General features: G+C 58.4%; 24 protein-coding genes and 1 tRNA gene. 12 read left to right on the plus strand and 13 right to left on the minus strand.

Annotated elements, in window-relative coordinates; genetic code table 11:
- Window positions 1–501 precede the first annotated feature (501 nt).
- Window positions 502–939 (minus strand): hypothetical protein, encoded by a 438-nt coding sequence (locus TU76_RS17795; protein WP_048352231.1) that lies wholly within the window; start codon window positions 937–939, stop codon window positions 502–504.
- Here TU76_RS17795 and trmL point away from each other — a divergent pair.
- The gene (trmL, locus tag TU76_RS17800; RefSeq protein ID WP_019824836.1) at window positions 938–1,393 is read left to right on the plus strand and encodes a tRNA (uridine(34)/cytosine(34)/5-carboxymethylaminomethyluridine(34)-2'-O)-methyltransferase TrmL; all 456 of its coding nucleotides are present in this window, start codon (window positions 938–940) and stop codon (window positions 1,391–1,393) included. The two genes, TU76_RS17795 and trmL, sit on opposite strands and share 2 nt — an antisense overlap.
- A 176-nt stretch (window positions 1,394–1,569) precedes the next feature.
- Here trmL and secB read toward each other — a convergent pair whose 3' ends face one another.
- Genes secB through TU76_RS17815 form a run of 3 tightly spaced genes read right to left on the minus strand, consistent with a single transcriptional unit; the run spans window position 1,570 to window position 2,767 of the window.
- A complete protein-coding gene (gene secB, locus TU76_RS17805) occupies window positions 1,570–2,055 on the minus strand; it encodes a protein-export chaperone SecB (protein ID WP_019824834.1) in 486 nt (161 codons plus the stop codon).
- A 41-nt stretch (window positions 2,056–2,096) separates the two neighbouring features.
- Window positions 2,097–2,351, minus strand: coding sequence for a glutaredoxin 3 (grxC, locus tag TU76_RS17810; RefSeq protein ID WP_016783118.1), 255 nt, complete (start codon window positions 2,349–2,351; stop codon window positions 2,097–2,099).
- Between the two features lie 2 nt (window positions 2,352–2,353).
- On the minus strand, window positions 2,354–2,767 hold the full coding sequence (locus tag TU76_RS17815) for a rhodanese-like domain-containing protein (RefSeq protein ID WP_019824832.1): 414 nt from the start codon (window positions 2,765–2,767) through the stop codon (window positions 2,354–2,356).
- A 148-nt stretch (window positions 2,768–2,915) separates the two neighbouring features.
- Between TU76_RS17815 and gpmI the strand changes: the two genes are divergently transcribed.
- The 4 genes from gpmI to TU76_RS17835 all read left to right on the plus strand — a co-directional run bounded on the left by gpmI (window position 2,916) and on the right by TU76_RS17835 (window position 8,083).
- Window positions 2,916–4,451, plus strand: coding sequence for a 2,3-bisphosphoglycerate-independent phosphoglycerate mutase (gene gpmI, locus TU76_RS17820; protein ID WP_019824830.1), 1,536 nt, complete (start codon window positions 2,916–2,918; stop codon window positions 4,449–4,451).
- Between the two features lie 209 nt (window positions 4,452–4,660).
- Window positions 4,661–5,947 (plus strand): murein hydrolase activator EnvC family protein, encoded by a 1,287-nt coding sequence (locus TU76_RS17825; protein ID WP_048352232.1) that lies wholly within the window; start codon window positions 4,661–4,663, stop codon window positions 5,945–5,947.
- 35 nt (window positions 5,948–5,982) lie between these two features.
- Window positions 5,983–7,299, plus strand: coding sequence for a S41 family peptidase (locus TU76_RS17830; protein ID WP_048352233.1), 1,317 nt, complete (start codon window positions 5,983–5,985; stop codon window positions 7,297–7,299).
- Window position 7,300: 1 nt separating this feature from the next.
- A complete protein-coding gene (locus tag TU76_RS17835) occupies window positions 7,301–8,083 on the plus strand; it encodes a divergent polysaccharide deacetylase family protein (RefSeq protein ID WP_019824823.1) in 783 nt (260 codons plus the stop codon).
- A 120-nt stretch (window positions 8,084–8,203) separates the two neighbouring features.
- Here the strand turns inward: TU76_RS17835 and TU76_RS17840 are convergent, their stop codons facing one another.
- The 7 genes from TU76_RS17840 to TU76_RS17870 form a co-directional block, all read right to left on the minus strand.
- Entirely contained in the window at window positions 8,204–8,959 is a 756-nt protein-coding gene (locus TU76_RS17840; RefSeq protein WP_019824821.1) for a substrate-binding periplasmic protein, read from the minus strand.
- 72 nt (window positions 8,960–9,031) lie between these two features.
- The gene (gene hisF / locus TU76_RS17845; protein ID WP_046810333.1) at window positions 9,032–9,802 is read right to left on the minus strand and encodes an imidazole glycerol phosphate synthase subunit HisF; all 771 of its coding nucleotides are present in this window, start codon (window positions 9,800–9,802) and stop codon (window positions 9,032–9,034) included.
- Window positions 9,803–9,812: 10 nt separating this feature from the next.
- Entirely contained in the window at window positions 9,813–10,550 is a 738-nt protein-coding gene (hisA, locus tag TU76_RS17850; RefSeq protein ID WP_019824817.1) for a 1-(5-phosphoribosyl)-5-[(5-phosphoribosylamino)methylideneamino]imidazole-4-carboxamide isomerase, read from the minus strand.
- A gap of 39 nt (window positions 10,551–10,589) precedes the next feature.
- On the minus strand, window positions 10,590–10,847 hold the full coding sequence (locus TU76_RS17855; RefSeq protein WP_019824815.1) for a DUF2164 domain-containing protein: 258 nt from the start codon (window positions 10,845–10,847) through the stop codon (window positions 10,590–10,592).
- Window positions 10,847–11,485 carry an imidazole glycerol phosphate synthase subunit HisH gene (gene hisH / locus TU76_RS17860; RefSeq protein WP_048352234.1) on the minus strand — a complete coding sequence of 213 codons (639 nt, stop codon included), beginning with the start codon at window positions 11,483–11,485 and terminating at the stop codon, window positions 10,847–10,849. Before hisH ends, TU76_RS17855 begins: the two co-directional genes overlap by 1 nt.
- Complete coding sequence (hisB, locus tag TU76_RS17865; RefSeq protein WP_016783108.1) at window positions 11,485–12,078, minus strand: imidazoleglycerol-phosphate dehydratase HisB; 594 nt, start codon at window positions 12,076–12,078, stop codon at window positions 11,485–11,487. The genes hisH and hisB overlap by 1 nt, the downstream gene beginning before the upstream one ends.
- A gap of 244 nt (window positions 12,079–12,322) precedes the next feature.
- Window positions 12,323–13,984, minus strand: coding sequence for an OFA family MFS transporter (locus TU76_RS17870; protein WP_048352235.1), 1,662 nt, complete (start codon window positions 13,982–13,984; stop codon window positions 12,323–12,325).
- A 290-nt stretch (window positions 13,985–14,274) separates the two neighbouring features.
- Here TU76_RS17870 and TU76_RS17875 point away from each other — a divergent pair, with 290 nt between their 5' ends.
- The 4 genes from TU76_RS17875 to TU76_RS17890 all read left to right on the plus strand — a co-directional run bounded on the left by TU76_RS17875 (window position 14,275) and on the right by TU76_RS17890 (window position 18,000).
- Window positions 14,275–16,488, plus strand: a complete 2,214-nt coding sequence (locus tag TU76_RS17875) for an AsmA family protein (RefSeq protein WP_048352236.1) — start codon at window positions 14,275–14,277, stop codon at window positions 16,486–16,488.
- Window positions 16,485–17,552 (plus strand): A/G-specific adenine glycosylase, encoded by a 1,068-nt coding sequence (mutY, locus tag TU76_RS17880; protein WP_048352237.1) that lies wholly within the window; start codon window positions 16,485–16,487, stop codon window positions 17,550–17,552. Before TU76_RS17875 ends, mutY begins: the two co-directional genes overlap by 4 nt.
- Window positions 17,549–17,821 carry an oxidative damage protection protein gene (locus TU76_RS17885; protein ID WP_003438557.1) on the plus strand — a complete coding sequence of 91 codons (273 nt, stop codon included), beginning with the start codon at window positions 17,549–17,551 and terminating at the stop codon, window positions 17,819–17,821. Before mutY ends, TU76_RS17885 begins: the two co-directional genes overlap by 4 nt.
- Before the next feature lie 103 nt (window positions 17,822–17,924).
- Window positions 17,925–18,000 (plus strand) — tRNA-Phe (locus tag TU76_RS17890).
- A 142-nt stretch (window positions 18,001–18,142) separates the two neighbouring features.
- On the opposite strand, the gene TU76_RS17895 is transcribed toward TU76_RS17890, so the two are convergent.
- The gene (locus TU76_RS17895; RefSeq protein WP_048352238.1) at window positions 18,143–18,469 is read right to left on the minus strand and encodes a hypothetical protein; all 327 of its coding nucleotides are present in this window, start codon (window positions 18,467–18,469) and stop codon (window positions 18,143–18,145) included.
- A gap of 176 nt (window positions 18,470–18,645) precedes the next feature.
- Here TU76_RS17895 and TU76_RS17900 point away from each other — a divergent pair, with 176 nt between their 5' ends.
- The 3 genes from TU76_RS17900 to TU76_RS17910 all read left to right on the plus strand — a co-directional run bounded on the left by TU76_RS17900 (window position 18,646) and on the right by TU76_RS17910 (window position 20,578).
- On the plus strand, window positions 18,646–19,116 hold the full coding sequence (locus tag TU76_RS17900) for a hypothetical protein (RefSeq protein ID WP_019824800.1): 471 nt from the start codon (window positions 18,646–18,648) through the stop codon (window positions 19,114–19,116).
- 59 nt (window positions 19,117–19,175) lie between these two features.
- On the plus strand, window positions 19,176–20,042 hold the full coding sequence (locus TU76_RS17905) for an alpha/beta hydrolase family protein (RefSeq protein WP_048352239.1): 867 nt from the start codon (window positions 19,176–19,178) through the stop codon (window positions 20,040–20,042).
- A gap of 254 nt (window positions 20,043–20,296) precedes the next feature.
- Window positions 20,297–20,578, plus strand: a complete 282-nt coding sequence (locus tag TU76_RS17910) for a DUF3077 domain-containing protein (RefSeq protein WP_231984131.1) — start codon at window positions 20,297–20,299, stop codon at window positions 20,576–20,578.
- 74 nt (window positions 20,579–20,652) lie between these two features.
- On the opposite strand, the gene TU76_RS24875 is transcribed toward TU76_RS17910, so the two are convergent.
- On the minus strand, window positions 20,653–20,898 hold the full coding sequence (locus TU76_RS24875) for a DUF1272 domain-containing protein (protein ID WP_019824794.1): 246 nt from the start codon (window positions 20,896–20,898) through the stop codon (window positions 20,653–20,655).
- Between the last annotated feature and the right edge of the window lie 70 nt (window positions 20,899–20,968).

Raw genomic sequence — 20,968 nt, forward strand, 5'->3', positions numbered from 1 at the left:
TTAATTTAACTCGCTGATCCATTACGGACTCTCGTTTCCAGGGCATGGTCAGTACCTCCTGACCATGATTAATACCTGTAAACGATGTACCCGGTCTTAAACGTAAACGATGTACTCGGTTTCTACCGGTTAGTCCCCTCTCCCTCCGGGAGAGGGCTAGGGTGGGTTCTTGATCTGACCGCACCACCCTCAAGCAACCCGCCCCATTATCGTGCACCGCTCTAGCCCAATGGTTTGCGCCAACCCTCTCACCAAAATCAGCCCCCAAGCAAAAGCCCCGGATTCCGGGGCTTTTGCGTTTTCATCAGGTCATTTCTACAGAAAATCAAAAACTGGCACGCCCCCTGCAATACCTATATCAAGCAACACCGCTTTAGGGGACCTTGATACAGGCAGGTCAAGACTCCCCACTTTTACACCCGCAGCCTTGATGCCTGTTGCATCAAAGCGCACACCGTTTTTGGGGAACCCAGTACAGGCAGGCTGGAATTCCCTCTTTTATTACTCGCGCAGGCTCACCTGCAATCGCCAGCGCCCATCCTGCGGCGCACCGGCCCAGTCGCCCTGCAAAGCACGGGCCGCCACCACGGTCAGCAGTAAACCACCGTCCGTATCCCGCACCCGCCAGTTCACATGCTTGCCGTTGAGCATCAACTGGCCGTTCTGCGGCTTGCCCTTGGCATCGAACAACAATCCCAAGCTGCCATCGACCAACTCACCATGCAGCTTGGGCTCAGCGCTGAACCACACCACCAACCCGTTCGCCAGCACGTCCACCTGTTGCAGTTCAACAGGCACAGGCGTGGTCAAACGGCCGATCATCATCCCTATCATCACACCGACTATCGCCAAAGAACCTAAAACCCGTGGCCATAGTTTCGGTCGCGGGTCCTCTTCAGGCGTAGAATGCTGCCCATCATTAAGTTCGGAGCCGTGCATGTTTCACGTCATCCTTTTTCAACCAGAAATTCCGCCGAATACCGGCAACATTATCAGGCTGTGCGCCAACAGCGGCTGCCACCTGCATTTGATCGAGCCTATCGGTTTTGAGCTGGACGACAAGCGCTTGCGTCGCGCCGGCCTCGATTACCACGAGTACGCGCCGCTCAAGCGTCATGCTGACCTGGCCAGTTGCCTTGAAAGCCTGGGTCACCCGCGCCTGTTCGCCTTTACCACCAAAGGCTCGAAACCCTTTCATGACGTCCAGTTTGCTGAAGGCGATGCCTTTATCTTCGGCCCTGAAAGCCGTGGCCTGCCACCCGAAGTGCTTGACGCGCTGGATGGCGAGCACCGCCTGCGGTTGCCGATGCGCGAGGGTTGCCGCAGCCTGAACCTGTCCAACACCGTGGCAGTTGCCGTGTACGAAGCCTGGCGTCAGTTGGGTTTCAAGTAATTCACATCCAGTTATCTGTGGGAGCGAGCCTGCTCGCGAAGGCGTCAAGAACGGGTGATTCACCATCACCCGCGCGCTATCGTTAACGAACTTCGCGAGCAGGCTCGCTCCCACAGAGTCTTCGACATACCCAATAAAAAAGCGCCCTTAAGGCGCTTTTTTTTGGCATCGACTGTTTATTGAACAGTCGGGTTGCCTTCTTCCTGCATGCGCTGCAATTCTTGCGCGTACAGGGCATCGAAGTTCACCGGTGCCAGCATCAACGCAGGGAACGAGCCGCGAGTTACCAGGCTGTCCAGAGTTTCACGGGCATACGGGAACAGGATGTTCGGGCAGAACGCACCCAGGGTGTGGTTCATCGACGCTGGATCAAGGTTTTTGATCAGGAAGATGCCAGCCTGTTGCACTTCAGCAATAAAGGCCACTTCGTCACCGTTTTTCACGGTAACCGACAAGGTCAGAACCACTTCGTGGAAGTCGCCTTCCAGCGGCTTTTGACGGGTGTTCAGGTCCAGACCAACGCTCGGTTCCCACTGCTGACGGAAGATCGCCGGGCTTTTTGGGGCCTCGAACGACAGGTCGCGCACGTAGATACGCTGCAGGGAAAATTGTGGAGCGGTGTCTTCATCGCTAACAGCAGCGGTGTTCTGTTGGTCAGTCATCACAGATCCTTGTTGATCTTGGGGCTTATAGAGAATGAGAGTCAGACGTTCAGCAGCGCATCCAATTTACCTGCGCGCTCCAAAGCAAACAGGTCATCGCATCCGCCAACATGCTTGTCGCCGATCCAGATTTGCGGAACCGATGTACGACCCGCCTTCTGAGCCATCTCGGCACGTACCTGTGGCTTGCCGTCGACCTTGATTTCTTCGAAGGCAACGCCCTTGTTCTCAAGCAGAGCCTTGGCTCGCATGCAGTAAGGGCAGTAGTCGCTGGAGTAAACGATGACCTTGGACATATTTACTTCACCACTGGCAGGTTGTCTGCGCGCCAGCTGGAGATGCCGCCAGACAGCTTGGCTGCGTTGTAACCGGCCTTGAGCAGCTCGCGGGCGTGGGAGCCCGAGTGCTGACCGGCAGCGTCAACCAGAATAATGGTTTTGCCCTTGTGCTTGTCCAGCTCGGCAATGCGCGCCATCAGCTTGTCTTGCGGGATGTTCAGGGCACCCACGATGTGGCCGGCGGCAAAGTCTTTAACCGGGCGAATATCAATCACCACACCTTCGTCGCGATTGACCAGGCCGGTCAGTTCGCCCGTGCTGATGCTGCGACCGCCACGGCTTATTTCGTGGGTGATCAACAACGCCAGCAGGATGACAAACGCGCCTACAAGCAGGTAGTGAGAAGTCGCAAATGCAATCAGGTGCTCAACCATCAGAAGGTTCCAGGGTCGTAAAATGTGGGCCAGTATACACAGCCACCTTGGTCGGCCAAACCCCGCCCGGCGGTGACGCCACATGAACTTCGCTTTAAACTGCGCGTCCTCTTCATACCTTCTTATAAACCAGCCACGAGTGGGATCTATGACTACCACGCCTAAACCTTTGGTCCTGATCATCCTGGATGGCTTCGGTCACAGTGAAAGTCACGAATACAACGCCGTATATTCGGCCAAGAAACCAGTGCTGGATCGTCTTTGCGCGAGCATGCCGAACGGCCTGATCTCAGGTTCAGGCATGGATGTCGGTTTGCCGGACGGCCAGATGGGCAACTCCGAGGTCGGTCACATGAACCTCGGCGCCGGCCGCGTGGTGTATCAGGATTTCACCCGCGTCACCAAATCGATCCGTGATGGCGAGTTCTTTGAAAACCCGACCATTTGCGCCGCCGTCGACAAAGCGGTGAGTGCAGGCAAGGCCGTGCATATTCTGGGCTTGCTGTCGGATGGCGGCGTTCACAGCCACCAGGACCACCTGATCGCGATGGCTGAGTTGGCCTTTAAACGTGGCGCAGAAAAAATCTACCTGCACGCCTTCCTCGATGGCCGTGATACGCCGCCAAAAAGCGCTTCATCGTCCATCGAACTGCTGGACGAAGCCTTCAAGGACCTGGGCAAAGGCCGTATTGCCAGCCTGATTGGCCGCTACTTCGCCATGGACCGTGACAATCGCTGGGATCGCGTCGAACAGGCCTACAACCTGATCGTCGACGGCAAGGGCGAGTTCAACGCCGCTACCGCCCAAGAAGGCCTGGAAGCGGCTTACGCCCGTGGCGAAAGCGATGAGTTCGTCAAAGCCACCACCCTTGGTGAGCCGGTGAAGGTTGAAGACGGCGACGCCGTGGTCTTCATGAACTTCCGTGCCGACCGCGCCCGGGAACTGACCCGCGTGTTCGTTGAAGACGACTTCAACGCGTTCGAACGTGCCCGCCAGCCAAAACTGGCCGGCTTTGTGATGCTGACCCAATACGCAGCCAGCATCCCGGCGCCAAGCGCCTTTGCCCCCGGCAGCCTGGAAAACGTGCTCGGCGATTACCTCGCCAAAAACGGCAAAACCCAGCTGCGCATTGCTGAAACCGAAAAATACGCCCACGTCACCTTCTTCTTTTCGGGCGGGCGTGAAGAGCCGTTCCCGGGTGAAGAGCGGATTCTGGTGCCCTCGCCAAAAGTCGCCACCTACGACCTGCAGCCTGAAATGAGCGCTCCCGAAGTCACCGACCATATCGTCGATGCCATCGAGAACCAGCGTTATGACGTAATCGTGGTCAACTACGCCAACGGTGACATGGTCGGGCACAGCGGTGTCTTCGACGCAGCCGTTAAAGCAGTTGAATGCCTGGATGCTTGCGTGGGCCGGATTGTCGAAGCGCTGGACAAAGTCGGTGGCGAAGCCCTGATCACGGCTGACCACGGTAACGTTGAGCAGATGTCCGATGACACCACCGGCCAGGCACACACCGCACACACCTGCGAGCCCGTACCGTTCATCTATGTGGGCAAGCGGGCGCTCAAGGTTCGTGAAGGCGGCGTACTGGCCGACGTGGCTCCCACCATGCTCAAACTGCTGGGCCTGCCTCAGCCGCAAGAGATGACCGGCAAATCGATCCTGGTCGACGCTTAAAGTAAAACCTGTGGGAGCGAGCCTGCTCGCGAAGGTCTCAAGCGCACCGCGATGATCCAATCAACATGCGCTATCGTTAACGACATTCGCGAGCGGGCTCGCTCCCACGGGGGTTGACCGATCCATGACAATTTCACCTTCATCCATTTCTTATAGGTGACGAGGGCGGGCATACTAGGCCGTCCCGTTCCCCAGGTGTCGCCCGCCCCATGCTTCGCGCCCTTATAGCCCTGACCCTCGCATGCCTGCTCCAACCGGCGTTTGCCGACGAGCGCGCGCAAACCCAACAGCAGCTGGACGCCACGCGCCAGGATATCAGCGAGCTGAAAAAGCTCCTCGGTAAACTCCAGGAAGAAAAATCCGGCGTGCAGAAAGACCTGCGCAGTACCGAAACCGAAATCGGCAAGCTGGAGAAGCAGGTAGAAACCCTGCAACAAGAACTAAAAAAGAGTGAAGGCGAGCTGCTGCGCCTAGATAGCGAGAAAAAAAAACTCCACAGCGCAAAACTTGAACAGCAACGCCTGATCGCCATTCAGGCCCGTGCCGCCTATCAGGGCGGGCGTCAGGAGTACCTGAAAATGCTGCTCAACCAGCAAAATCCCGAGAAGTTCGCCCGAACCCTCACCTATTACGATTACCTGAGCCAGGCCCGCCTGGAGCAGCTCAAGGGTTTTAACGAAACCCTGCGCCAACTGGCGAATGTCGAAGCCGATATCAATCTGCAACAGGCTCAGTTGCTGACTCAAAAAAGCAGCCTGGACACCCAGCGCGCTGAACTCGACAAGGTACGTGCAGAACGCCAGCAAGTACTGGCCAAGCTCAATACCGACGTAAAGGATCGCGATCAAAAACTGCAGGCGCGCGAACAGGACCAAGCCGATCTGGCTAAAGTCCTCAAGACCATCGAGGAAACCCTTGCCCGTCAGGCACGCGAAGCCGAACAGGCGCGGCAAAAAGCCTTGATTGCACAGCAGGAAGCCGAGAAAAAACGCCAGCGCGAGGCTGAATCGGTTGCCACCGACGCCCCCCGCAAACCGGTCCAGTCAACTCCGGGCGCATTGGTGTCCAGTGCCGGCGCTTCCTACGGCGGAGTTTTTTCTCAGGCACGGGGCAAACTTCCATGGCCAGTTGATGGTCGATTGCTAGCACGCTTCGGTGAAACCCGTGGTGATGACTCGCGCACCAAGTGGGACGGCGTGATGATCAGCGCCAGTGCCGGCAGCCAGGTACACGCAGTACACGGTGGTCGCGTGGTGTTTGCCGACTGGCTGCGTGGCGCAGGTCAACTGGTGATTCTGGACCACGGTAATGGCTACTTGAGCTTGTATGGCCACAATCAGACACTGCTCAAGTCTGCCGGAGACATCGTTAAAGCTGGCGAAGTGATCTCCACCGTCGGCAACAGCGGTGGGCAAGCCACACCAGCACTGTATTTCGCTATTCGTCAGCAGGGCCGCCCCAGCGACCCTGCACAATGGTGTCGCACTCAGGGATGAGTCCATCACCTTTAATACGTAGGAGTTCGCTCAACATGCCGCATTTGTCCCGCCTCAACTCGCTGGCCCTGACGATCGCTCTGGTGATCGGCTCGCCAATGGCATTTGCTGCCGAGCCGACCATCGCGCCAGCCGGCGCAGCTGCCAGCACCAAGGCACCGCTGCCTCTTGAAGAGCTGCGCACATTTGCCGAGGTCATGGATCGAATCAAGGCCGCGTATGTTGAACCGGTGGACGACAAAACTCTGCTGGAGAATGCCATCAAAGGCATGCTCAGCAACCTCGATCCGCACTCCGCCTACCTTGGCCCAGAAGATTTCGCCGAATTGCAGGAAAGCACCAGCGGCGAGTTTGGCGGGCTGGGCATCGAAGTCGGCACTGAAGACGGCAATATCAAAATCGTCTCACCGATCGACGACACCCCCGCCAGCAAGGCCGGAATTCAGGCGGGCGATCTTATCGTCAAGATCAATGGTCAGCCCACCCGTGGCCTGAGCATGACCGAAGCCGTGGATAAAATGCGCGGCAAGATCGGGCAGAAAATCACCCTGACCCTGGTGCGCAATGGCGGTACGCCGTTTGACGTAACCCTGACCCGCGCCAACATTCAGGTCAAAAGCGTCAAGGCCCAGTTGCTTGAGGACGGTTACGGCTACATCCGTATCACCCAGTTCCAGGTCAAGACCGGCGAAGAAGTGGCCGCTGCGCTGTCCAAGTTGCGCAGAGAAAACGGCAACAAGCGACTCAAGGGCATCATCCTCGACCTGCGTAATAACCCGGGTGGCGTGCTGCAGTCGGCGGTTGAAGTGGTCGATCACTTCATCACCAAAGGCTTGATCGTCTATACCAAGGGCCGCATCGCCAACTCTGAGTTGCGTTTCTCTGCCACCGGCAAGGACCTGAGCGAAGGCGTTCCATTGGTCGTGCTGATCAACGGCGGCAGCGCTTCGGCGTCAGAAATCGTCGCAGGCGCCTTGCAAGATCAGAAACGCGGAGTGGTCATGGGCACCACCAGCTTCGGTAAAGGTTCGGTGCAAACCGTACTGCCACTGAATAATGACCGTGCGCTGAAAATCACCACGGCGCTGTACTTCACCCCGAACGGGCGCTCGATCCAGGCCCAGGGCATTGTTCCGGACATCGAAGTCAGCCGCGCCAAGATCACTCGCGAGCAGGACACCGAGTACTACAAGGAAGCCGACCTGCAAGGTCACCTGGGCAATGGCAACGGCGGCGCCGACAAACCTTCCGGCTCTAACCCCAAAGCCAAGCCAATGCCGCAGGACGATGACTCCCAGCTGAGCCAGGCCCTGAGCCTGCTCAAGGGCTTGAGCATTACGCGCGGCAACTGAGGTGCGTCTTTCTCTAGCCCTGGCCCTGCTCTGCTGCCTGACCGGTGTCGCCCATGGGACACCGGCCAGCCAGCAAGCCGCGCCGCACAAGGCTTACCTGAGCCTGATCATTGATGACCTTGGGCAAAACCTGCCACGGGACCGCCGCGTGCTGGCCTTGCCCGGCCCGGTCACTACCGCCGTCATGCCCGACACCCCCCATGCAGCAGAATTCGCTCGCGAGGCCTACAAAGCCGGCAAGATCGTCATTTTGCACATGCCAATGGACCCGGCCACCGGGCCGTTTGCCTGGCACCCGGACCTGCCCGTCGACGAACTTGAAAAGCGCCTCAATGCCGCGTTCAAGGCCGTGCCCTACACCAGTGGCATCAACAACCACATGGGTAGCCGCATGACCTCACAGCCGCAAGCGATGGCCTGGTTGATGGGCAACTTGCAGCAGCGCCATAAATTCTTTGTCGACAGTCGCACCAGCGCACAAACCGTCGCCGCTGCCGAGGCACAGAAGATCGGCCTGGCCAGTGTTTCACGGGATGTGTTTCTCGACGACGTGCGCACCGAGCAAGCCATCGCCACGCAACTCCAAACCGCGATCAAACTGGCCCATAAGCAAGGCTCGGCAGTGATGATCGGCCACCCTTATCCGCAAACCCTCGCCGTGCTTGAACGTGAACTACCCAAGCTCAAGGCGCAGGGAATTGACTGGATCGACATCAGGCAAATGATCGGCGTGCGCAGCAACAAGGCCATGGCCGGGCACGGGAAGGATGGGGTTTATCGCTAGCACTTACGGGCTCGGCTCTTGTGGGAGCGAGCCTGCTCGCGATGCAGGCGGCGAGGTCTGTCTGGCAAACCACCGTGTTGCCTTCGCGAGCAGGCTCGCTCCCACATCCGCGTATTGTGGTTAGAGATATTTGGCGCGGATCTTATCGACCACGCCTTCAGCCTTTAACTCATCCAGCGCCTTCTGCAGCTTGCTCACCACCTCGTCCGGCACGTCTTTGTTCAACGCCAGAAAAAGCTCGGCCTGATTAAAGCGCAACACCGTCTTGAACCCCGAAATGCCTACCTGACGCGCCAGGAATTGCCCTGCCGGAGCGCCTGTGGCCCACAGGTCGATTTGCCCGGCCTGCAGCTTTTTGGCGTTGTCCTGGTCGCGCAACACAATCACCGGCGCCAACCCCTGCTTCTCAAGGGACAAGGCAATGGCGTCACCTTTGTAAGCGCCCACCCGGTATTGGCGGGCCTGTTCAAGCGAAGTCAGGGTAATCGGGCTGTCGCCTCGGGCCAGCAACACCCAGTCATCCGGGCCAAGCGGGCCGACCCACTTGAACAGCTGTTCACGCTCGGGCACACGAGCAGCGACAAACACGCCGTATCCGGGGTTTTCAAGGGCAAGGTGATAGATACGCTCCCAAGGGAAGCGCAGGGTCATGCTGTAAGGGATACCGGCACGTTTGAAGGTTTCACGCAGAATATCGACGGCGATGCCTTCAATATTTTCGTTTTGCGCAAAGTTCTTGCCGTTTTTTGCCATGTTGTACGGCGGGAAGTTTTCAGTCAGCAGCACGATCGAAGAATGCGACGCATCAACCGCAGAAGCGGTACTCGCCAGCCACATCGTGGAACCGGCGAGAACGAGCAAAAAGCGTTTAAACATGACTGGCGACCAAAATCCATGGCGTGCTCAAGAGTGCCGTGGGCACGCCATGCTGTCCAGTAGCCTTTGGCCTCAGCGAACCACGATCCCGCGCGCTGCCATGTATGCCTTGGCCTCTGGCACGGTGTATTCGCCAAAGTGGAAAATACTCGCCGCCAGTACCGCACTGGCGTGACCTTCAAGGATGCCGTCGGCCAAATGCTGCAAGTTGCCGACACCACCCGAGGCGATCACCGGAATGCCCAGCGCGTCGCTGATGGCCCGGGTCACGCCCAGGTCAAAACCGCTTTTCATACCATCCTGGTCCATGCTGGTCAGCAAGATCTCGCCAGCCCCCAGGCCTTCCATCTTCATGGCCCATTCGACTGCATCAAGCCCGGTAGGCTTGCGCCCGCCGTGGGTGAAGATTTCCCAACGCGGGATCTCGCCCGGCTGTGAGACTTTTTTCGCATCAATCGCTACCACGATGCACTGCGAGCCAAAATGCTGCGCCGCTTCACCCACAAACTCCGGGTTAAACACCGCCGCAGTATTGATCGACACTTTGTCCGCACCGGCATTGAGCAGGTTGCGGATGTCCTGGATGCAACGCACGCCCCCGCCCACAGTCAGCGGGATGAACACCTGGCTGGCCATGCGTTCGACGGTATGCAACGTGGTGTCGCGGCCATCGACGCTGGCGGTGATGTCGAGAAAGGTAATCTCGTCAGCACCTTGCTCGTCATAGCGACGGGCAATTTCTACCGGGTCGCCAGCATCGCGAATGTTCTCGAACTTGACGCCCTTGACTACCCGGCCGTTATCCACGTCCAGGCAAGGGATGATGCGTTTGGCCAGCGCCATGGGTCTCTCCTCAGGCCTTGTAGCTGTCGCAGAAGGCTTGCGCCTCAGCCACATCCAGCGTGCCTTCATAGATTGCACGACCGGTGATGGCGCCCACGATGCCCGGAGCCTTGGCATCCATCAGGGCCTTGATATCACCCAGATTGTGGATGCCGCCCGAGGCGATCACCGGGATGCTGGTAGCAGCAGCCAGCGCGGCGGTGTAGCTGACGTTGCAGCCCTGCATCATGCCGTCTTTGGCAATGTCGGTATAAACGATGGCCGACACGCCGTCCGCTTCAAAGCGCTTGGCCAGGTCGATGACCTGAACGGTGCTGACTTCAGCCCAGCCGTCGGTAGCCACGAAGCCGTCTTTGGCGTCCATACCGACAATGATCTTGCCAGGGAACGCACGGCACGCTTCGGCCACGAACTCAGGGTTCTTGACTGCCTTGGTGCCCAGAATCACATAGCTCACGCCAGCCTTGACGTAGTGCTCAATGGTTTCCAGCGAGCGAATGCCGCCGCCGATCTGGATTGGCAACTGCGGGTACAACCGGGCAATGGCTGTCACCACGTCACCGTTGACCGGCTGACCTTCGAATGCACCGTTCAGGTCGACCAGGTGCAGACGGCGGCAACCGCCCTCTACCCATTTGGCGGCCATGCTCACCGGGTCATCGGAGAACACGGTGGAATCTTCCATGCGGCCCTGACGCAGACGCACACAAGCACCGTCTTTAAGATCGATAGCGGGAATAATCAGCATGTGGCAAACCTTCAAATTCGGGAGTCTGAGACTCGGAAATCAGTTCTTTTCGAGCGCCCACAGGTCGCTTTCGATGCTCTCGAACCTCTCTTTGAGGTGCGTTTGCACATCGAAAATCGCGCGATTGTAGTAATGCGGCGCGATTTCGCGGGTGAACAGCTCAAGGATTTCAGCCGCCTCGAACGAACCCAGGTCCAGTTCGAAGCGATCTTCCATAAAGCGTTTGATCTTGCTGTTGGCTTCGCTCTCTTGCTCGGGAGTGAGCGTGAGAATCGGCGGCTTCTTGCGAGGAGCCATTACCAGCGACCATCCCAGGCCGCGAAGTTTTGCAGCAGCTGCAAGCCGTGGGTATGGCTTTTTTCCGGGTGGAACTGCACCGCGAAGCGCGAGCCCTCGGCCAGCGCTGCGGCGAAATCGACGCCGTAATGCCCGCCACCGACTACCTGGCGAGGATTGCCCGCCGCAATGTAGTAGCTGTGTACAAAGTAAAAACGCGCCAGGTCGGGGATGCCGTGCCACAGCGGGTGATCCACTTTTTGTTGCACCTCGTTCCAGCCCATGTGCGGCACCTTGAGGTGCTCGCCGTCTTCGTGCAGACCTTTGCCGAAGAACTTCACAGCCCCCGGGAACAGGCCAATGCAATCAACGCCACCGTTCTCTTCACTGCTGTCGAGCAAGGCTTGCATGCCCACGCAAATGCCGAGGAACGGACGATCCTGGCTGACTTCACGCACCAGCGAGTCAAAACCCAGACGACGGATTTCCGCCATGCAGTCGCGAATCGCGCCCACACCTGGAAACACCACGCGGTCGGCTTCGCGAATCACGTCGGCGTCGCTGGTAATCAGCACCCGACCGGCGCCAACGTGCTCCAGCGCCTTGGCCACCGAGTGCAAGTTACCCATGCCGTAATCGATAACCGCCACTGTCTGCATCAGAGCACGCCCTTGGTCGATGGCATTTGCCCGGCCATGCGCTCATCCAGCGCAACGGCCATACGCAACGCGCGGCCAAAAGCCTTGAACACGGTTTCGATCTGGTGGTGAGTGTTGGTGCCGCGCAGGTTGTCGATGTGCAGGCTGACATTGGCGTGGTTCACGAAGCCCTGAAAGAACTCCTGGAACAGGTCAACGTCGAAGCCGCCTACGGTGGCGCGAGTGTAGGGCACATGCATTTGCAGGCCAGGACGACCGGAAAAGTCGATGACCACACGCGACAGCGCTTCATCCAGCGGGACATAAGCGTGACCGTAGCGGGTCATGCCTTTTTTATCGCCGACCGCTTCGCTGAAGGCTTTACCCAGGGTAATGCCAACATCCTCGACGGTATGGTGATCGTCGATATGCAGGTCGCCTTTGCACTCGATGTCCAGGTCGATCAACCCATGTCGGGCGATCTGGTCGAGCATGTGCTCAAGAAAAGGAACACCGATATCAAATCGGGCCTTACCGGTACCATCCAAGTTGATCGAGGCTTTAATCTGGGTTTCCAGAGTATCGCGCTCGACTGACGCCTTACGTTCGGCCATCACCAGCTCCGCAAAATCATTGGGCGAAAAAGGTGGCCATTATAGGCACGGGTCTGGCAAACAGAAACATTAAGGGTGATACGGCTGACGGAGTGAACACAACGGCTGATTTTGTAGCCGCTGCCGAAGGCTGCGATCGGGCCCGAAGGGGCCGTACTGTAAAGCTTGCAGGAAGGTCCTTCGGCCCTTATCGCAGCCTTCGGCAGCGGCTACAAAGGCGCCATACGAAATGGCGCCTCCTGAATCAGTTAAACAATACCGCCGTCTTCTGCACGGTCACCCAAACACCCCACAGCAATGGAATGCCCACGGCCAACCAGGCCGCGATCACCAGTGGGTGGCTACCCGGTGCGGCTTTCCACTCCAGCGAAGTGCTGGCATCCGCACCCTTGTCATGGCCCAGCGCCTGTTCGGCGGCCAGTTCAGCGTCAGTCATGAAGTATTTGTCGGCCACCGGACGCACCAGCAAGTTGCAGATGAAGCCCAGTACCAGCAGGCCTGCGAGGATGTACAACGTGATGTCATACGCCGCCGCCCGCTCGACCCCGATGCTCAACTGGTATTCGCGCAGGTAGTTGACCAATACCGGCCCCAGCACACCCGCCGCCGCCCAGGCTGTCAGCAGGCGGCCGTGAATCGCGCCGACCATCTGCGTCCCGAACAGGTCAGCCAGATACGCCGGCACCGTGGCAAAGCCGCCGCCGTACATCGACAAGATGATGCAGAACGCCGCCACAAACAGCGAAACATTACCCAGATGACCGAGGTTGGGAATCATCGCGTACAGCGCAAAACCCAGTGCGAAGAACACAAAGTAGGTGTTTTTACGCCCCAGGTAATCCGAGAACGACGCCCAGAAGAACCGCCCGCCAATGTTGAACAGGCTGAGCAAACCGGTGAAGCCCGCGGCAATCGCGGCAATTTGTGCCAGCTGTGCAGCATCCAGTTGACTGAATGTCAGGTCATTGCCCAGCAACTTGCCTGCGAACACTTCCTGCAACAAGGGCGAAGCCATACCTAAAATACCGATACCTGCCGATACGTTGAGACACAGCACCAACCACACCAGCGCGAACTGCGGGGTTTTCCAGGCCACGCTCACGTGTACATGGCGTTGGGTAATCATCGCGTTGGCTGCTTTTTTGGCTGGAGCTTTCCAGCCCTCAGGCTTCCAGCCGGTCGGCGGAACGCGGTACGACAAGGCGCCACCGATCATGAAGACGAAGTAAATCGCCGCCATCGCTACAAAGCTCTGCCACACGCCGACGCCATCCGGTCCGGCAAAATGGTTCATCAGCGCCGCGGCCAGCGGTGCACCCACCATTGCCCCACCACCAAAACCCATGATCGCCATGCCCGTGGCCATGCCACGCTTGTCCGGAAACCACTTGATCAGGGTCGATACGGGCGAGATGTAGCCCAAACCAAGGCCGATACCGCCGATCACCCCAGACCCTAACCACATCAACCAGATCTGGTGGGTATAAATGCCCAACGCAGAAATCAGCAAGCCGCCACACCAGCACAGCGCCGACACCACACCAGCTTTGCGCGGCCCGGCATGCTCAAGCCAGCCACCCCATACGGCTGCCGAGCAGCCCAGAAAGATAAAAAACAGGGTGTAGATCCAGCCGAGCATCGAAATCGGCCAGTCGCATTGCGACGAAAATACTTGTGCGATAAAACTCATGTCCGGCGCGCATGCCACAGGAGCGGTCACGCCCAGGGCTTTGGACAGCGGCAACCAGAACACCGAAAAGCCATAGGCCATGCCGATACACAGGTGAATGGCCAATGCGGCGGGCGGAACCAGCCAACGGTTAAAGCCGGGTTTGGCGATGATGCGCTCCTTGGACAGGAACGCAGGCTGTGAAGCAGGATTGCCCGCAGCGGTGCTGGTACTCATGAGTGTTTCCCCCAGTTAATGAAGTTATTTCCCGGACACGCTCGATCCCTGACTTTGGCGCCCTGCGGCGAACAGTCGTTCTTGTTGGATCGAGACGCGGCATTACGCCGCAGAAGGCCCGAAAAACAGGCGAAGATTACCATTTGAACGCCGCTCAGGGCTTAACCTGATGCGGTCTTTATCCGACCAACTGATCCGCCACTATCGGCGCCCAGTCGGCCTGCTCGTGACGCTATACTCTGCGGCTAAATTAAAAACTCACCTTCACTCAGACTTACAAGGACTCGCCCATGAAAGCGTTCGGCAAAATCCTGGGTCTGGTGCTTCTCGGATTGTTGCTGATCATCGTGGCCCTGGGCTTTGCCCTGAGCCATCTGTTCGATCCCAACGACTATAAAGACGAGATCCGCCAGATAGCCCGTGACAAAGCCCACATTGAGCTAACCCTCAATGGCGACATCGGCTGGAGCCTCTTCCCCTGGCTTGGCCTGGAGCTGCACGACGCCACCGTGGCAACCTTGGCCGCTCCTACCCAACCTTTCGCCGATCTGCAGATGCTCGGTTTGTCAGTGCGCGTGCTGCCGCTGTTGCGCAAAGAAGTGCAAATGAGCGATGTGCGTGTCGAAGGCCTGAACCTGCGCCTGACCCGCAACAAGGACGGTCACGGCAACTGGCAGGATATCGGCAAGCCAGCATCAACTCCTGACACCGCCGCAACCTCCAGCACTGAGCCCGCCCCGGCCAGCAAGCCCGAAAGCGTCAGTCAGCCGCTCAAGCTCGATATCGACAGTCTGACGGTGAACAATGCGCGGGTTGAGTACAACGACGAGCAAACCGGCAAGCAATTCAGCGCCGAAAGCATCCAACTGAGCACCGGCCCGGTACACGAGGCCACCAGCATCCCGGTCAAACTGACTGCCTTCCTGGGCACCAACCAGCCTGTAATGCGGGTCAAGACCGAAGTCGACGGCAAGCTGCGGTTTGACCGTGTACTCAAGCGCTATCAGTTTGAAGACATGAAAGTCACGGGCGAAGCCTCGGGTGAGCCGCTGCAAGGCAAAACCATGACATTCGCCGCACAAGGGCAAATTCTGGTTGATCTGGCAGCGAACGTCGCCGAATGGAGCAGCTTGAAAATTTCTGCCAACCAGCTGCGGGCTCTGGGTGAACTCAAGGCCCATAACCTGAACGACACCCCGCAAATAAGTGGCGGGCTGTCCATCGCCCAGCTTGATCTGGCCAGATTCCTCGACAGTATCGGGCACCCGCTGCCTGCGATGGCCCCCCAAAGCCTGAGCAAGGTTGAACTGGTCAGCCGCCTGTCAGGCACACCAACCAGCGTGACCTTTGACGAACTCAACCTCAAAGTCGATGACAGCACTTTTACCGGGGTCATCGCCATTGAAGATTTCGCTAAACACGCTGTGCGCATCCAACTTAAAGGCGACACATTCGACGCTGATCGCTACCTGCCGCCTAAATCGGCCGAAGCCAACAGCGCAAGCGTCGCCCGCCAGACCGAAGTACAGGGCGGCGAAGCCAACGCATTGGCGGCATCGGGCGATACCCCTCTGCCGGACGCACCGACCAAGAGTGGCTGGAGCACGACCAAAATCATTCCAGTGGCTCGCCTCAAGACCCTGGACCTCAATGCCGACATCAGTTTTGGCCAACTGACCCTCAGCAAGCTGCCCATTCAAAATGCCGCGCTCAAGGCCAACAGCAAAGCTGGCGTGCTGACCCTCGAAAACCTGAGCGGCAATCTCTACAAGGGCAGCTTTGCAGCCAACGGCAGCCTGGACGTACAACCCATACTGCCCGTGGTCAAACTGCAGACTCGCATTACCAATGTCCCGGTTGAAAAAATCTTGCAAAGCCAAGGTCAAAAACCACCGGTGACCGGCTTGCTGACCCTTAACAGCAACGTCACGGGCAGCGGCAATAGCCAGAGCGCGCTGATTTCGAGTCTCAACGGCACAGCCAACTTTGTGCTCAATGACGGCGTGCTGCTCAATGCCAACCTCGAACAGCAATTGTGCAAAGGCATCTCCACCCTTAATCGCAAAACCATGAGCGGCGCACCGCTGGGCAAAGACACGCCGTTCAAGGAGCTCAAGGGCAGCCTGGTGTTCCGTAACGGTGTGGCCAGCAACCCGGACATGGTCGTGCGCATGCCCGGCCTGAGCGTAAAAGGCGATGGCGACATTGACCTGCGCGTCCTGGGCATGGACTACCGCATCGGCATCATCATCGAAGGCGACACCCGCGCGATGCCGGACCCGGCGTGCCAGGTCGGCAAAAACTTTGTCGGCATCGAGCTGCCATTGCGCTGCCGTGGCCCGCTGGAGCTGGGAGCCAAGGCATGTCGTCTGGATAAAGAGGGCCTGGGTAAAGTCGCCGCCAAAGTGGCGGGCAACAAGCTCAGCGAAAAACTTGAAGAGAAACTCGGCGACAAGGTGAGCCCTGAACTCAAAAACGCTCTCAAGGGGCTGTTCAACCGATGAGAGATGAGCAATTTTCAACGGCGGTACTGGATTGGTATGACCACCACGGCCGCCATGACCTGCCCTGGCAACAGGGCATCACCCCCTATCGGGTGTGGGTCTCGGAAATCATGTTGCAGCAAACCCAGGTCAGCACCGTGCTGAACTACTTCGACCGGTTCATGGCCTCCCTGCCAACGGTCGAAGCCCTGGCCGCAGCACCGGAAGACGAAGTGCTGCACCTGTGGACAGGTCTGGGCTACTACACGCGTGCGCGCAATTTGCAAAAGACCGCGAAGATCATCGTTGCAGAACATGACGGGGAATTCCCGCGGGATGTTGAAAAGCTGGTCGAACTGCCCGGCATCGGCTTATCCACAGCAGGTGCGATTGCCAGTCTGAGCATGGGCCTGCGGGCGCCAATCCTCGACGGCAACGTCAAGCGGGTGCTTGCGCGCTATACCGCCCAAGAGGGCTACCCCGGAGAACCCAAGGTGGCCAAACAGCTGTGGGCTACCGCAGAGCGTTTCACTCCCCACGACCGCGTCAACGCCTATACCCAGGCCATGATGGACATGGGCGCCACACTCTGCACCCGTAGCAAGCCCAGTTGCTTGCTGTGCCCGCTCGAAAGCGGCTGCGAAGCGCACTTGCTGGGCCTTGAGACGCGCTACCCGATCCCCAAACCGCGCAAGACTGTCCCCCTGAAGCACACACTGATGCCCATGCTGGCTAACGCCGAGGGTGCGATCTTGCTTTACCGCCGACCGTCGAGCGGTTTGTGGGGCGGACTGTGGAGCCTGCCTGAACTCGATGACCTGCAAGATATCGAGCATCTGGCACTGCAACACTCCCTGACCCTGGGCGCGCAGCACCCACTGCCGGGGCTGACCCACACCTTTAGCCATTTTCAACTGGCCATCGAACCCTGGCTGATCCACGTCAAGGAGTCCGACCATCACGTGGCCGAGGCCGACTGGCTCTGGTATAACCTCGCCACCCCGCCGCGCCTGGGCCTTGCTGCCCCGGTCAAGAAGCTGCTCAAACGCGCAGCCGACCTATTGAACGCTGGAGAGTCGTCATGACCCGCACCATCATCTGCCGCAAATACAAAGAAGAACTGCCTGCCCTTGAACGCGCTCCGTTTCCGGGTGCCAAAGGCCAGGACATTTTTGATCACGTTTCGGCCAAGGCCTGGGCTGATTGGCAAAAACACCAGACGTTGCTGATCAACGAGAAGCGTTTGAACATGATGAACGCTGAAGACCGAAAATATTTGCAGGGCGAAATGGATAAATTCTTCAGCGGCGAAGAATACGCACAAGCCGAGGGCTACGTTCCGCCGACCGAATAATCCCGGTTTTACGGGGCTCGGTCCGTAAGCGACGGTAATAATTAAATATTTTTCAAAAAAGTGTTTGACGAGTTATCGAAAAAGGCTTCTAATGCGCCCCGTTGCCCAGATAGCTCAGTCGGTAGAGCAGGGGATTGAAAATCCCCGTGTCGGCGGTTCGATTCCGTCTCTGGGCACCACATTCAGTTTTGATGTGGTGTTCGCACCACCTCAAAACAAAAGAAAACCCGCCTAGTGCGGGTTTTTTTTTGGCCGCGATTTAGCTAAGCACCCGGGCTCGCTCACCCATGACTGCGTCTTTGCCTTGACCCCGGCGCCTCATTACTGAGCCTTCCCGACAGGTCGGATTGAGTCCCACTCGGTCACGTAGGCCACTTTTGACTGTTTGTTGAAGAGGCAAAGCTCAGTGCCTTGCCGGCCTTTCATGTGTTTCTGCGGGTATTGACCCTGCAGCAGAATCGCGGTGTAGCCCACCCGATCGTCAAATTGCGCAGGAGTGCCGACGGGGGTCGCCTTTTTCAGAGTGCTTGCCTGGGTGCAGCGGGCGAGTACGTCCTTGTCGTAGGTCGCCCACGCATCGGAGCTGGAAGCGTGGGCTTGAACGGCAAAAGCGGTCAAACACAAGAAGGTCAGCGAGGTGATTTTCATGGTTCGGTGTATTCCAGAAGGCCAGGTTGTTGTCTGACATGTGAGCGATCCGAGCGAGATAGGTTCCAGGCTGGCCCGGCTCCACAACAGATAATCGGCCCAACCCATGATCCACGCTTGGCGATCCCCAAAACCTGAGGTTCAATACCCCCTTAGCCCGTAAAGGACACATGTTCATGGCAACGCCAAAGAAACAGCAAAAGCACGCGCAGCGGGCCAAGACCAAAGCCAAGCAGAACCGCATCGGCAAACCGGCCAAAACTTCGGCTGGCGCGCTGATCGACAACCCGTTCGATGACGTGAAAATCGACCTCAGCACGTTCAACTTCCAGGACATCCTCGACAACGGCTTTGACCCGGCCGATTACGACGATTTGTTCCAGGTGATGAAAGCCGCCGAAGCCACCAGCCTGCAAACGATGTGCACCGTATTCCTGCAATACCCGGTACTGGAACTGGTGATCTCGGAAGAGGAAGAAGAACCTGCGACTGACTTCCTGATGGGCCTGCTGATCGAATACCGCATTGCCATCCATGGCGACGATGAAGACAGCGCCGTAGCCTGGATCGAAACGCCTGCGTTCCAGAAAGCCTATGTCGAAGCCTCTCGCCTGCTGACCGAGCGCAACGCCCGGAGCGCGCACTGACAGCAGCCCTGCTCGAACCTGTCAGCCGGGCGTTTACCGAGCCTGCTGCTGACGGTTACCTGCTGGGTGGTTTCGAGTGGCGCCAACCCACGCCAGACGCCTCACGCGCAGTGGTGATCATCAACGCCGCCACCTCGGTGCGCTGCCTGTACTACTCGCGGTTTGCCCACTACCTGTTCAGCCACGGCCTGGACGTGATGCTGTTCGACTATCGCGGCATTGGCGCCTCGCGCACCGGATCGTTGCGCGGTTTTGAAGCCACATGGTCGGACTGGGGCGCGCTGGACGCGGAAGCCGTATTCAAGCGTGCCCAGCGCGAATATCCCGGCCAGCCGATCGATGTGGTTGGCCACAGCTTTGGCGGCTGCGCAGCGGGCCTGATGGCTTCCGGCCAGGCAATCCGTCATCTGGTGACAGTGGGCGCGCAATTTGCCCACTGGCGCGACTATGCGCCCGCACAGCGCTGGCAGATGCTCGCCAAGTGGCACGGGGTCATGCCGCTGCTGACTCATGTATGCGGTTATTTCCCCGGCAAACGCCTGGGCTGGCTCGAAGACACCCCGGCGGGCGTGGTCAAGGACTGGAGCGCCTTCAGCACCCACTACGAAAGACTCCCCAGCGCACGCGGCCTTGCAGCCCTGCCCTTTTCCTCCGTGACCGCCAAAACTCTCGCCATCAGTCTTGGCGACGATCCTTTCGGCACCGTAGCGGCCATCGAGCGCTTATTGAGCTACTTCAGCGCCAGCCCGCGCACGCATCTGCGCATCCAACCGCAAGACATCGGCGAAACAGCCATCGGTCACTTCGCGTTTTTTCACACTCGCTTTCAGAGCAGCTTGTGGCCCATTGCCTTGCAGTGGCTGCAGCGAGGGGAATTGGCCGCGGATGTGCCGGGGCAGACGGTTTCTTTCAAAGCGCCCGTGTAGGGCTTTTGACTCTGTTGCCAAGAAGGTGTTCGAGGGTTAGAGTCCGTTGCGTCGCGGTCAATCCCGTGGCCGGGTGTAGGAACCTGATTAAAAGTTGGCGCGTAGCGCCCAAGACTGTATCTCTGGCGTTTTTTTATGCCTGAGATAACGCTCTATGGTAGCTGTGTGCGGGCAGACTTCGGTCTGGCCGGGTGCCAACTTTCCCGGTATTCCTACCCCGCACATGGCTGCCACCCAATCCCGTAGGAAGGATCGTGTCAGCTCTCACTGAAAAGTTGGAGAAGATCATGTATCAACACCCCACCACCCCACTCGCTTTCCACGAAAGCGGACGCAGCCATCTGTTATTCAGCGTGACACCGGACATTCCTGCAGCAGACGCCTTGCACAGTGCCTCGGAACTCTTGTCAGCCGTCGCCCACGCTCTGGACGCCGCCGCAACCGGCATTACCCAGATCGACGCCCATCACGCCTTTGTGCTGCACCACGCCTTGCGGGCCGCCAAAGCGACTGTCGACTCACTGATCCCAACCTGACAACTCATCACCGCTAACGAGTACAGCCAGGCTGCAATCGATCGCAGCCTCGTGCCTCGACAGCGGCGTCGCCCTCAACGCGCGACACATCCCTGAGGGTTATGCACCCGCAAGCTCGACGGCGGATTATTTGCCAGCTTGTTGGCCGGCCTGCGCGGACGCACCATCAACTCCCCCCCGCAATTAGGGCAAAGCCCCCCCAGATGCTGCTCAGTACACGTTGCACAAAAGGTGCACTCAAATGAGCAAATCCGCGCTTGTGCCGAATCAGGAGGCAGGTCGCAATCACAGCATTCGCAACTGGGGCGTAATTCGAGCATGAGCACCTCACATAGGACCGGTAGTTTTCATCGTTATATTTAAGACGCTTCACGCAAAAAACCAACTGCT

Origin of the sequence: Pseudomonas psychrophila (assembly GCF_001043005.1) — a bacterium.
GTDB classification, from domain to species: domain Bacteria; phylum Pseudomonadota; class Gammaproteobacteria; order Pseudomonadales; family Pseudomonadaceae; genus Aquipseudomonas; species Aquipseudomonas psychrophila.

What these genes read in the sequence shown, in the direction of transcription:
- trmL (WP_019824836.1), top strand. Translation starts at nt 938, where the DNA reads ATGTTTCACGTCATCCTTTTTCAACCAGAAATTCCGCCGAATACCGGC.
- TU76_RS17795 (WP_048352231.1), bottom strand. Translation starts at nt 939, where the DNA reads ATGCACGGCTCCGAACTTAATGATGGGCAGCATTCTACGCCTGAAGAG.
- secB (WP_019824834.1), bottom strand. Translation starts at nt 2,055, where the DNA reads ATGACTGACCAACAGAACACCGCTGCTGTTAGCGATGAAGACACCGCT.
- grxC (WP_016783118.1), bottom strand. Translation starts at nt 2,351, where the DNA reads ATGTCCAAGGTCATCGTTTACTCCAGCGACTACTGCCCTTACTGCATG.
- TU76_RS17815 (WP_019824832.1), bottom strand. Translation starts at nt 2,767, where the DNA reads ATGGTTGAGCACCTGATTGCATTTGCGACTTCTCACTACCTGCTTGTA.
- gpmI (WP_019824830.1), top strand. Translation starts at nt 2,916, where the DNA reads ATGACTACCACGCCTAAACCTTTGGTCCTGATCATCCTGGATGGCTTC.
- TU76_RS17825 (WP_048352232.1), top strand. Translation starts at nt 4,661, where the DNA reads ATGCTTCGCGCCCTTATAGCCCTGACCCTCGCATGCCTGCTCCAACCG.
- TU76_RS17830 (WP_048352233.1), top strand. Translation starts at nt 5,983, where the DNA reads ATGCCGCATTTGTCCCGCCTCAACTCGCTGGCCCTGACGATCGCTCTG.
- TU76_RS17840 (WP_019824821.1), bottom strand. Translation starts at nt 8,959, where the DNA reads ATGTTTAAACGCTTTTTGCTCGTTCTCGCCGGTTCCACGATGTGGCTG.
- hisF (WP_046810333.1), bottom strand. Translation starts at nt 9,802, where the DNA reads ATGGCGCTGGCCAAACGCATCATCCCTTGCCTGGACGTGGATAACGGC.
- hisA (WP_019824817.1), bottom strand. Translation starts at nt 10,550, where the DNA reads ATGCTGATTATTCCCGCTATCGATCTTAAAGACGGTGCTTGTGTGCGT.
- TU76_RS17855 (WP_019824815.1), bottom strand. Translation starts at nt 10,847, where the DNA reads ATGGCTCCTCGCAAGAAGCCGCCGATTCTCACGCTCACTCCCGAGCAA.
- hisH (WP_048352234.1), bottom strand. Translation starts at nt 11,485, where the DNA reads ATGCAGACAGTGGCGGTTATCGATTACGGCATGGGTAACTTGCACTCG.
- hisB (WP_016783108.1), bottom strand. Translation starts at nt 12,078, where the DNA reads ATGGCCGAACGTAAGGCGTCAGTCGAGCGCGATACTCTGGAAACCCAG.
- TU76_RS17870 (WP_048352235.1), bottom strand. Translation starts at nt 13,984, where the DNA reads ATGAGTACCAGCACCGCTGCGGGCAATCCTGCTTCACAGCCTGCGTTC.
- TU76_RS17875 (WP_048352236.1), top strand. Translation starts at nt 14,275, where the DNA reads ATGAAAGCGTTCGGCAAAATCCTGGGTCTGGTGCTTCTCGGATTGTTG.
- mutY (WP_048352237.1), top strand. Translation starts at nt 16,485, where the DNA reads ATGAGAGATGAGCAATTTTCAACGGCGGTACTGGATTGGTATGACCAC.
- TU76_RS17885 (WP_003438557.1), top strand. Translation starts at nt 17,549, where the DNA reads ATGACCCGCACCATCATCTGCCGCAAATACAAAGAAGAACTGCCTGCC.
- TU76_RS17895 (WP_048352238.1), bottom strand. Translation starts at nt 18,469, where the DNA reads ATGAAAATCACCTCGCTGACCTTCTTGTGTTTGACCGCTTTTGCCGTT.
- TU76_RS17900 (WP_019824800.1), top strand. Translation starts at nt 18,646, where the DNA reads ATGGCAACGCCAAAGAAACAGCAAAAGCACGCGCAGCGGGCCAAGACC.
- TU76_RS24875 (WP_019824794.1), bottom strand. Translation starts at nt 20,898, where the DNA reads ATGCTCGAATTACGCCCCAGTTGCGAATGCTGTGATTGCGACCTGCCT.